The 9548-nt window shown below is 58.5% G+C and carries 11 protein-coding genes and 1 pseudogene; 4 read left to right on the top strand and 8 right to left on the bottom strand.

Features of this window, described 5'->3' with window-relative positions:
- Positions 1-231: VOC family protein (locus tag IQ273_RS25400; protein ID WP_194025930.1), on the bottom strand; the 231-nt coding region annotated here is incomplete at its 3' end.
- 27 nt (positions 232-258) lie between these two features.
- Here IQ273_RS25400 and IQ273_RS25395 point away from each other — a divergent pair.
- The gene (locus tag IQ273_RS25395) at positions 259-1236 is read left to right on the top strand and encodes an RluA family pseudouridine synthase (protein WP_194025929.1); all 978 of its coding nucleotides are present in this window, start codon (positions 259-261) and stop codon (positions 1234-1236) included.
- A 9-nt stretch (positions 1237-1245) separates the two neighbouring features.
- Here IQ273_RS25395 and IQ273_RS25390 read toward each other — a convergent pair whose 3' ends face one another.
- Positions 1246-1965 (bottom strand): HAD family hydrolase, encoded by a 720-nt coding sequence (locus IQ273_RS25390; RefSeq protein WP_228053839.1) that lies wholly within the window; start codon positions 1963-1965, stop codon positions 1246-1248.
- 146 nt (positions 1966-2111) lie between these two features.
- Here IQ273_RS25390 and IQ273_RS25385 point away from each other — a divergent pair, with 146 nt between their 5' ends.
- The gene (locus IQ273_RS25385) at positions 2112-3056 is read left to right on the top strand and encodes a hypothetical protein (RefSeq protein ID WP_194025928.1); all 945 of its coding nucleotides are present in this window, start codon (positions 2112-2114) and stop codon (positions 3054-3056) included.
- Between the two features lie 32 nt (positions 3057-3088).
- Here the strand turns inward: IQ273_RS25385 and IQ273_RS25380 are convergent, their stop codons facing one another.
- The 3 genes from IQ273_RS25380 to IQ273_RS25370 all read right to left on the bottom strand — a co-directional run bounded on the left by IQ273_RS25380 (position 3089) and on the right by IQ273_RS25370 (position 5102).
- Positions 3089-3607 carry a hypothetical protein gene (locus IQ273_RS25380; RefSeq protein ID WP_194025927.1) on the bottom strand — a complete coding sequence of 173 codons (519 nt, stop codon included), beginning with the start codon at positions 3605-3607 and terminating at the stop codon, positions 3089-3091.
- A gap of 205 nt (positions 3608-3812) precedes the next feature.
- The gene (locus IQ273_RS25375) at positions 3813-4691 is read right to left on the bottom strand and encodes a hypothetical protein (protein ID WP_194025926.1); all 879 of its coding nucleotides are present in this window, start codon (positions 4689-4691) and stop codon (positions 3813-3815) included.
- Between the two features lie 150 nt (positions 4692-4841).
- On the bottom strand, positions 4842-5102 hold the full coding sequence (locus IQ273_RS25370; RefSeq protein ID WP_194025925.1) for a hypothetical protein: 261 nt from the start codon (positions 5100-5102) through the stop codon (positions 4842-4844).
- 313 nt (positions 5103-5415) lie between these two features.
- Here IQ273_RS25370 and thrC point away from each other — a divergent pair, with 313 nt between their 5' ends.
- The gene (gene thrC, locus IQ273_RS25365) at positions 5416-6522 is read left to right on the top strand and encodes a threonine synthase (protein WP_194025932.1); all 1107 of its coding nucleotides are present in this window, start codon (positions 5416-5418) and stop codon (positions 6520-6522) included.
- Between the two features lie 78 nt (positions 6523-6600).
- Here thrC and IQ273_RS25360 read toward each other — a convergent pair.
- Positions 6601-6927: pseudogene (locus IQ273_RS25360) on the bottom strand (hypothetical protein); the annotation flags it as partial.
- A gap of 139 nt (positions 6928-7066) precedes the next feature.
- Here IQ273_RS25360 and aat point away from each other — a divergent pair.
- Complete coding sequence (aat, locus tag IQ273_RS25355; RefSeq protein WP_194025931.1) at positions 7067-7645, top strand: leucyl/phenylalanyl-tRNA--protein transferase; 579 nt, start codon at positions 7067-7069, stop codon at positions 7643-7645.
- Here the strand turns inward: aat and IQ273_RS25350 are convergent.
- The gene (locus IQ273_RS25350; RefSeq protein ID WP_313898242.1) at positions 7607-7810 is read right to left on the bottom strand and encodes a winged helix-turn-helix transcriptional regulator; all 204 of its coding nucleotides are present in this window, start codon (positions 7808-7810) and stop codon (positions 7607-7609) included. The two genes, aat and IQ273_RS25350, sit on opposite strands and share 39 nt — an antisense overlap.
- Positions 7811-8052: 242 nt before the next feature.
- Positions 8053-9345 carry a Glu/Leu/Phe/Val dehydrogenase gene (locus IQ273_RS25345; protein ID WP_194025924.1) on the bottom strand — a complete coding sequence of 431 codons (1293 nt, stop codon included), beginning with the start codon at positions 9343-9345 and terminating at the stop codon, positions 8053-8055.
- Positions 9346-9548: the final 203 nt, after the last annotated feature.

Genomic DNA, 9548 nt, shown 5'->3' with positions numbered 1-9548 from the left:
GTCGAGAATTAGCCCATCGGGCAACACAAAGTTGGCCACCTTACCGGTAGCCACCAGATCCTTGAGGGTGTCATCTACCTCGTCGCCGGTTAGTTCCCTCAGCCCCAGCAGGTCGCCGTAGAACTGGCGCGAGGCCGCCATGTCTTTCACATTCAGCGCCAAATGATGGATACGGCGCAGCTGGCCGGGAGCTAACGCGGCGCGGGTTGATGGGGCAGGGCTAGGGCTCATGGGCATCGTCCGAGAACAGCACGGATTATGATTGATTATAGAGATCCTACCGCGCTCAACCCTTTAGCCATCGCCGACCAAACCCTCGAACTCACTGTTGACATTCCTGATCCAGAACGGCTCGATCGCTGGCTCACCGCCAACGTCAAAGAGCTCTCCCGCAACCGCGTACAAAAGCTGATCGACTGGGAATACGTGCAGATCAATGGACAACTCTGCACCAATAAAAAAGAAGCGGTGCGGCTGGGCGATCGCATTCACCTCACCATCCCCGAACCTCGCCCGCTCGAACTTACTCCCGAGGCCATTCCCCTCGACATTCTCTACGAAGACGAGCACCTGATCATTCTCAACAAGCCCGCTGGCCTCGTCGTACACCCCGCCCCCGGCAACATGAGCGGCACCCTGGTCAACGCCGTGCTGGCCCACTGCGGCGACCAGCTCCTGGGCATTGGCGGCGTGCAGCGCCCTGGCATTGTGCACCGGCTCGACAAAGACACCACCGGGGCAATTGTGGTAGCCAAAACCGACCTGGCCCACAGCGACCTACAGGCCCAGATGAAGGCTAAAACTGCCCGACGCGAATACTTGGGCGTGGTCTACGGTGCCCCCAAAGCCAGTTCCGGCACCATCGACGCGCCCCTAGGTCGCCACCCGGCAGACCGCAAAAAAAATGCCGTGGTGCCTCTGGAGAAAGGCCGCACTGCCGTCACCCACTGGCAGGTAGAAGAGCGCTTGGGCAACTTTTCGCTGCTGCGCTTTCGTCTGGAAACCGGGCGCACCCACCAGATCCGCGTTCACAGTACTCACATGGGCCACCCCATTGTGGGCGACCCCACCTACGGCTCGGGCCGCGATGTGGGGGTGAAGCTGCCGGGGCAAGCTCTCCACGCCGAGCGATTAGAGCTACGCCACCCGGCGACGGGGGAAATGGTGGTGGCGATCGCCCCTCTGCCCGACCATTTCCTCAAGCTGCTGACAGTTTTGAGAAGCCGGGCGGTTTAGAGTGGGGGTTTAGGTCTCGGCTAACAGCCATTCGATCAGCTCCTGCACGCCTGCGCCGCGATCGCCAGCTGTCACTCGGTCGGCCAGAGTCTTTAGCTCAGGTACCGCGTTAGCGACGGCTACCCCCAGACCGCAAGCTTCTAGCAGACTGCGATCGTTCTCGGCGTCGCCGATACCTACCACCTGCGCTGGCTCTACGCCTAATTCTGCCAGCGCCACGGCTAGCCCGCTGGCCTTGTTGACCCCTTGGGGCAGCACCATCACCGCTTTTTTATTGCGAATCACCGTCGCGGCCAGGGCCAGGGCTTGGACGGTGCGCTCTACGGTTTCGCCGTGGGGTTCCCAGGTGGCCACAACAATTTGTCCCTGGCTTATGGGGCCGACGCCCTGGGCTATTAAGGTGTCAATCAATACTGGCGGCAGTGGCTCAGCTAGGCGTCGCGCTATGCCTTCACCAGGCCGATACAACACCGCGCCATTTTCGGCCACAATGCCCTCAAACAGGCGATTGTGGGGAAACACCTGAAACAACTCATCGAGCTGCCGCCCGGTCACCAGCAGCAGGCGGCCTCCCTGTTGTCGGTAGCGCTCCAGGGCCGCTAGAGTGGCTTCGTCAACAAGGCCTTGGGTCGCCAGGGTACCGTCGTAGTCGGTGGCAAGGACAGCGTATTTCATCAGTAGAGGTGTCGCATCAGGCACAATATGGTTGGCGGAGGTTAGGGAAACCAAAGCCTCGCCAAGCATAGACTCGAAAAGCCATACTGACTAAAGCACGATCTAATCACGGTGGGGGCGGCCGTCTGGCCCAACTACATCCAAACCGCGATCGCAGTCGTACTGGCTAAATAATGTTGATGTTGCCCCTAGCAGTTGTCATGGTTAAGCGTACTCCTCTTCACTCCCCACTGCATCGGCTTTTTGGGTTTCTAGCAACCATCGGCGGCACAGGCGGACTGTTAGCCGCGTTGGTGCTTCTAAACCAGACTGAGGCGATCGCCCTGCCGAGGTCTGCCGCACCTCGTATTATCCCTGAGGCATCAGGTATAACAGATGCCCCTTTACTAACTTTTAGGGGCAAACAAGACCCTTCGCCTCCTGTTGTCCCCCCCCTGCCAAACCCCGTTCCAGACGCCATTGCCCCAGCAGAAGCTGGCATTCTGGGTCTTAACCCTAACCCCAATGACGATATTGGGGTCGGCCACCTGCGCCCCACCAGCCTGGCGGTTTCTAACGACTCTGCTCTGGGCGCTGAGTGGTTGCGGGGTGTAGCCTTGCCCATCTATCCCACTCCCGAGAGCGATCACTGGGGCTGGCTAATTAACGGCTGGCTAGTTCCTAATGACGCCGATCCCTTAGCCATTGGTCGCGATGCAGCCTTCTCGATGGTGCAAACCGAGCAGCAGATTTACACCTTTCCGGTGCTCGAAATTCGGCCTGACGGCTGGTTTCGCTTTCAGTACACGCCTGCTGGCACAGCCTGGGCTCATACCTCTCATCTCGGGCTGGGGGCCGTGCCCCTCACGGTAGAAACCTGGGATATCTCCATGCAAAGTGCGGCTCGCATTCAGTTTCGTCGCCCTGGGCTCTCGCAGCCCATGCGGCTAGCCCCTCGGGGCACTGCTCCGCTACAGGCGCTGGTGGGGCCAAACAGCATTATCCAGCCCCTCGACCTCGATGGCGATTGGTTACGGGTGCGCGTGACTCAGCCTGCCCAGGGCTGCACACCGCTGCCGGGTTCCAGTACCGCAGAAGGCTGGGTGCGCTGGCGCAGCGAAACCGATATGCCCCTGGTCTGGTTTTCTGGTGGCCCCGACTGCTAGACCAGTCGCCGCCCTTAACTCGGCAGGCTCCCTTAACTGGGCAGCCGATCGATTAGCCTTTGTAGCCGAATTTTGGTCATGACATAAAACGGAAACTGGTAGTGCTCAGCCACCAGCCAACCGACCATGGTGCCGTGAGCAACCAGGGTACCTACCGCCCAGGCCAGAGACCAGTTAATGCCCGCGCTTTCTTCCAGGGGAGGAAACACGTATCCACCCAGCGCCACAATACCGGCGGGAAAGATAACCAGGGCCAGGCCCACCAGCCATAGGGTGAGGGTAATGTCGCTACGGCTTTGGTAGAGCGGTTGCCAGCGCCACCCCTGCCAGCGCCAGCCCATGGGCTGCACGCTATCGACGACGTGTACCGTCTGCTGGTCTAGGTTGACATCAAAAATGTGGCGGCAAAAGCTACAGGCATAGGCATCCATGAGGGCCATTGGCTCCATTTGCCCATGTCGACAGACGGGGCAATCGTAGGTGTCGGCTCCATCAAGCCGCAGCAGCCGCTGTGTTCTTTGTTTGCTAGACGCTATCTTGCCACTGCCCATAGGCCACTCTCAACCCCATTTGCTAGCCATTTTGGGTCCAGCGCTGACCAGACAGCTAACGACCAAACCCAGCCAGATCTGGCTGAGTCTGTGGCTAAGTCTAGGAGGCGATCTGACCCGTAGCTTCACTCAAGTCTAATCGATGCAGCCGGGCCTGAGCGTGAGCCGCGATCGCGCACTCTGTTTATCTATCTTTAGAGCGACGCTACAGCGAGCTGACCATCGGTGCTCCTACGCTCCGGGTATAGTCTCTGCCGTCGTAGGTTAGCACCACTACGGGTTCTTGACCCGACATATCGACTGACTTGACCTTAATACGTCCGCCCGCCAGCATGTCGCCTTGGGTAACCCGACGGCTGACGGTACTGCCTGGCTCAGTGACGATTACGCTGACGCCGCTGCCCACCTGTACCACGCCGCTAACCACCACCTGGTCAACCAGATTTTGAAAGACAGGGCTACCGGTGGGGGCAACTGCTAGGTCTGTAGGGCTAGCGGGCACGTTACCCGGTAGAAAGGGGGCGGGCAGGTTGGGTAGCGCTACAGACTGAGCTGGAGCCTGGGGCAGTGGCGGTAGGCTCTGGGTGGCCGCTACAGGCACCGCTGGCAGACCCTGGGCCGCGATCGCCGGAGGAACCGGAGTGAGTACGGCGGCCGAAGGATTAGGTCGTGAGGCCTGGGGGCCGGGCAGCACCACCGAGGCAAAGGGATCGGGGCGACCGGCTGCAACGCTATCTACCCGAGCTTGCGGAGACGTAGAGCGCAGTAAACTGGGCTCGGCCAGCCGCAAGGGCGCTGAGGGCTGAAAGAAAGGTTTGGACTGAAACGGCGTAGCTGCTTCGTCGGTTTGTGGTACCAGCGCTCCGTCGGGGGTAGTGGAGTCTGCATCGGTAGCCACTAGGCCAGATGCCGGATCGACCTCAGCCACCTCGGTCGAGCTAGAGTTGCCCATGGTGAGCTTGAGAGCCGCGCCTGCCGCAATCGCTACCAGTAAACCACCCGAAATAGCCGAGTACAGCTTGCGCTTGGATAGGCCATTGAGCTTAGTTTCCTCAGCTGGCCTGGGCTTGGCAGAGTAGGTCATCGCAGCATCTCCCCACAATTTTCTCCTAACAGTAGCGAATTCTTGAAAAAGTGGCGCACTTTCGCTATGTCTATGCAGGCGCTAAGGTTTTTGTCTATGTCTTGCCTGTGGGCTAGCGAGCGATCGCAGAGCGCTAGGCCTAAGAATTGTTTATGACACAGGGCTAGCGCTTTGCCGCCGCTGATGTCTGGCCTGCAGCTGCAATAGCAGGGCCTCAGCCTCGGCCTGCAGATGCAGCAGCTCAACCTGCTGATCGGGAGGATAGGGAACCTGATGCACTTCAACCCAGCAAATTTTGTCATTGAGGGCAGGAGCCGTTTCGCGGGCCGAGGATGCAGTTGCTGGCTCTAGGGCCAACTCGCCGGATAGAGCAGCAGCCTGGACATCGGCGTGGTCTAGGGGGGCGTTCATGGGAGAAGTAATAAAATAGGAAATTGTACTCAGTCAGAAAGTTAAGGTATTTTAACCCTACTGTCTAGAGGGCAATCTTAAACCAAACCGTTCTAGCGATTGGTTTAACCTGGGCAGTTTGCGAACTGGGTAATGGCTTGCACATAGCCAACTGCTTCACCAGCGCGCCAAAACTACCGTACTTGATCGTTGAGGTCAAGGCTCACGGTAAACTAGAAAACACAACAGCAGGTATTTGGGTCGGGCGATCGCTCACCTGGGCCTTCAATTCCCGCTTACTTATTAGTACCGTCGACCTACCGTGACCCTAAGCATAAATCCTGCCACCGCTACCACCCCAGTCTCTCGGCCCCAGCCCACTGGGCTACAGTCCTGGCCAGGGCTGATCGAAGCCTACCGAGCCTACCTGCCCGTGACGGATCAAACCCCGGTGGTTACCCTATGCGAGGGCAATACCCCCCTGATCCCGATGCCGGCTCTGGCTCAGCACATTGGTAAAGATGTGAAGGTTTGGGTCAAGTACGACGGCCTCAACCCTACCGGCAGCTTCAAAGACCGGGGCATGACCATGGCCATTTCTAAGGCCAAAGAGGCCGGGGCCGAAGCGGTTATTTGCGCCAGTACCGGCAACACCTCTGCCGCCGCCGCTGCCTACGCCCGCCGGGGTGGTATGCGGGCCTTTGTGCTCATTCCCGATGGCTATGTGGCTCTGGGCAAGCTGGCCCAGGCCTTGCTCTACGGGGCCGAAGTGCTGGCTATCAACGGCAACTTTGACGACGCCCTGACTATGGTGCGCGAGTTGGCCAAAGATTACCCGATTACCCTGGTCAACTCGGTCAACCCCTACCGCCTAGAGGGGCAAAAAACCGGGGCCTTTGAGGTGGTCGATGCCCTGGGCGATGCTCCCGACTGGTTGTGCATTCCGGTCGGTAACGCGGGCAATATTACCGCCTACTGGATGGGGTTTTGCGAGTACCACCAGCAGCGCAAGTGCAGCCGCCTGCCCCGCATGATGGGGTTTCAGGCCGCTGGGGCAGCCCCTCTCGTCAGTGGTCATGTGGTGCGCGACCCGCAAACTTTGGCGACCGCCATTCGAATTGGTAACCCCGCCAGCTGGACTAAGGCTGAAGCGGTGCGTGACGCCAGCCAGGGCACGTTTAATGCCGTCACCGACGACGAAATTTTAGACGCCTATCGTCTGCTGGCCTTAGAAGGAGTGTTTTGTGAACCTGCCAGCGCTGCCTCGGTGGCAGGGCTATTAAAGGTCAAAGACCAGGTACCCGCTGGGGCCACCATTGTCTGTGTCCTCACCGGCAATGGTTTAAAGGATCCCGATACCGCGATCGCCCACAGCAATAACCAGGTCAAGGGTGATCTCAACCCCGATACCGATACCCTGGCTAAGGCCATGGGGTTCTAATTATTCTGGTTGGCCGCTATTTTCCATATCATCATTGTCGCCCAGGCTGCCTATGTGATTGGCTTCAAGGGTGGTAGATCGACCACAGCAGCGGTCGATGCCTAGGCTGTCGAACAGCAGGTCGCCGACGGCATTGGCGACGGTAAACTCGCCGTAGAAGCTGTCAGAAAAGTCAAAGGCTTGTAGCTCGGTCAAGATAGCCATTACCAGCGAGCCGACGTCGTTTTCACCCTCCATGCGATGGCGCACAAACACCTGAGCCACTCGCTCGGCGATCGCACGATTGGCGGGTTCGGGCAAATACTCAGCATTGAGCCAGGTGAGCAACGCTGACGCTAGCCACTGCCCTTCCTGTTGAGCATCATCCGGGGGCGGCAGCATAATTGGGTCGAGGGGGTCAGTCATCGGTGCGAGGGGTGAAGCAACCTAAGAAAACCTTTTGTACACTCAATACTACCGCTTTAACTTCTGATCCCAGGCCGACGGCGGCTGAGCGTAACGAATTATCAACTCGCCCCTTGCTGTATAAAATGCCGTGATCCCTATCAAATACGACCTGGACGCCATTATTCGAGGTTACTCCCAAGGGTATTTTTTGATGGCTGACGGTGAGGGCGACGATCTGGGCTGGTATTCGAGTCGCCAGCGTACCCTAATTCCGCTGGACGATCGCTTTCGCTACCCCAAGTCGCTGCGGCGATCGCTCAACCAAAACCGCTTTCGGGTGGCAATCAATCAGGCTTTTGAAGAGGTCGTCAACGGCTGTGCCGATCGCGACACCACCTGGATCTCGGCTGAACTTAGGCAGGTCTACAGTGAGCTTCACCGGGCAGGCTGGGCCTACAGCTTCGAAACCTGGCAGGGTAATGAGCTGGCCGGGGGAATTTTGGGCCTGGTAATCGGCGGCGCGTTTATTGGCGAGTCGATGTTTTTCCGCATTTCTGAGGGGTCTAAGGTGGCGATGGTAAAGCTGGTTGAGCACCTGCACCAGCGCCACTTTGCCCTTTTCGATGCCCAAATGATGAATCCGCATCTGGAGCGGTTTGGGGCGTATGTAATCGGCGATCGCGAGTACAAAAGCCTGCTAAAAGTGGCCCTGAAGCAAAACTGTAGCTTCCTCTAGCGCCTCTGGCTGGGCCTGGGGTGCCCCACAGCTGGGCGAATCTCCATACCAGCGCTGGGCCAGATCGTTGAGCTGATCGAGAATGACTACTAGTTCGCCTGCCCGCTCCGTCAGGCTATAGGTGACCTGGGGCGGCACTGTGGGCTCGTAGTGGCGGTCAACAATTTACCGCTGAGCTGTTTGGCCAGCGCGTTGTCCAGGCTGTAGAGCGGTGGAGCAAGGTGCCAGTCGCTGCATAGGAGGGGTGTTGGGTGTTGGGTGTCAGGTGTCAGGTGTTAGGTGTCAGATGTCAGGTGTCAGGTGTCAGGTGTCAGGTGTCAGGTGTCAGGTGTCAGGTGTCAGGCAAAACCGTAGAACTTAGACCTGAAACCCGAAACCCGATGCCTGACATCCCATTCCCCCATCCCCTAAATGCCGCTGACATAGTAGTCGCGGGTGCCCTTGGCATTGAGGGCATCACCCAGGCGCTCTAGGGCGTGTACGTAGGCAGCGGTGCGGGGGGAAATGGCTAGGTCTTGGGATATTTTCCAAATCTGTTCGCCCTCGGTCACCATCATCGACTTCAGTCGGGTGTTGACATCTTCGACCGACCAGTAGAGGCCGCTGCGGTTTTGCACCCATTCAAAGTAGCTGACCGTCACCCCACCCGCATTCACCAAAATGTCGGGAAAGACGTAGGTGCCTTTGGCTTCGAGAATGCGATCGGCCTCGGAGGTGATGGGGCCGTTGGCCACCTCAAAAATGTAGTGGGCCTTAACCGCATCGGCATTCTCTGCTGTGATTTGATTCTCCAGCGCCGCCGGAATCAAAATATCGACATCTAGGGCCAGCAGCTCTTCGTTGGTGATCACGGCGTGATCCTGCACGATGTTGCAGACGGTGCCTTCGCAGTACACCGCCTTGAGGCTGCGGGTCGAAGCCTTAAACTGCTGAATACTGGGAATATCGAGCCCAGATGGGGAATACACCCCACCCTGGGAATCGCTGACGGCCACGACCTTGTACCCGGCATCGAACAGCAGCCGAGCGATCACGCTGCCCGCGTTGCCAAACCCCTGCACCGCTACGGTGGTAGTCTGGGGCGACTGGCCAAACCTGGTCATCATCGCCTGGAGTACATAAAACGCGCCAGTGCCCGTGGCCGTGTCGCGACCCTGGCTACCGCCCATGCTGAGCGGCTTGCCGGTAATCACCGCCGGGCTCAGCTTGCGGCGAATGATGCTGTACTGGTCCATCATCCAGCCCATGATCATCGGGTTGGTGTAGACATCGGGGGCGGGAATGTCGACATCGGGGCCGATGAAGTTGGCGATCGCATCAATATAGCCCCGGCTCAGCCGCTCCAGCTCAAACTTCGACAACTCCTTGGGGTTCACCGTCACGCCGCCTTTGGCCCCGCCCAGGGGCAAATTCAGCGCCGCGCACTTAAACGTCATCCAAAACGCCAGCGACTGCACCTCGTCGAGGCTGACATCGGGGTGAAAACGAATGCCGCCCTTGGTAGGGCCACGGGTGTCGTCGTAGCGCACCCGATAGCCCTGAAACACCTTCAGGGCACCGTTATCCATCCGCACCGGAATCGACACGGTGAGACTGGCTTTGGGATAGCGCAACCGTTCGGACGCGTCCTCAGAAATTGAAACGTACTTGAGCGCTCGCTCCAGACGGCGGTTGGCATCAGACAAAATAGAGGTGGCCATAGACGAACACCAGAGATGAAGGGATTGGTGGAACAGCAAATTTTGCCGCTGTTATTAAGGTTCCGCCAGGTCGAATCGGCTCAGCCAAAAAGCAATATTTTGTATTGAAAGTTACCGTTTCACTCTCCCCCTCACCTCCCATCCCTTCGCTATCCCTAAAACGTCCCCTTCGACTACGCTCAGGGACCGCCACTCATCCACCC

The sequence above is a fragment of the Nodosilinea sp. LEGE 07298 genome, from assembly GCF_015207265.1.
In the GTDB taxonomy this organism is placed as follows: Bacteria; Cyanobacteriota; Cyanobacteriia; order Phormidesmidales; family Phormidesmidaceae; genus Nodosilinea.
Note: the sequence above shows the minus strand (reverse complement) of the source record. Positions and strands in the feature narration are given on the sequence as shown.

What these genes read in the sequence shown, in the direction of transcription:
- IQ273_RS25345 (WP_194025924.1), bottom strand. Translation starts at nt 9,345, where the DNA reads ATGGCCACCTCTATTTTGTCTGATGCCAACCGCCGTCTGGAGCGAGCG.
- IQ273_RS25375 (WP_194025926.1), bottom strand. Translation starts at nt 4,691, where the DNA reads ATGACCTACTCTGCCAAGCCCAGGCCAGCTGAGGAAACTAAGCTCAAT.
- IQ273_RS25395 (WP_194025929.1), top strand. Translation starts at nt 259, where the DNA reads ATGATTGATTATAGAGATCCTACCGCGCTCAACCCTTTAGCCATCGCC.
- IQ273_RS25380 (WP_194025927.1), bottom strand. Translation starts at nt 3,607, where the DNA reads ATGGGCAGTGGCAAGATAGCGTCTAGCAAACAAAGAACACAGCGGCTG.
- IQ273_RS25385 (WP_194025928.1), top strand. Translation starts at nt 2,112, where the DNA reads ATGGTTAAGCGTACTCCTCTTCACTCCCCACTGCATCGGCTTTTTGGG.
- IQ273_RS25370 (WP_194025925.1), bottom strand. Translation starts at nt 5,102, where the DNA reads ATGAACGCCCCCCTAGACCACGCCGATGTCCAGGCTGCTGCTCTATCC.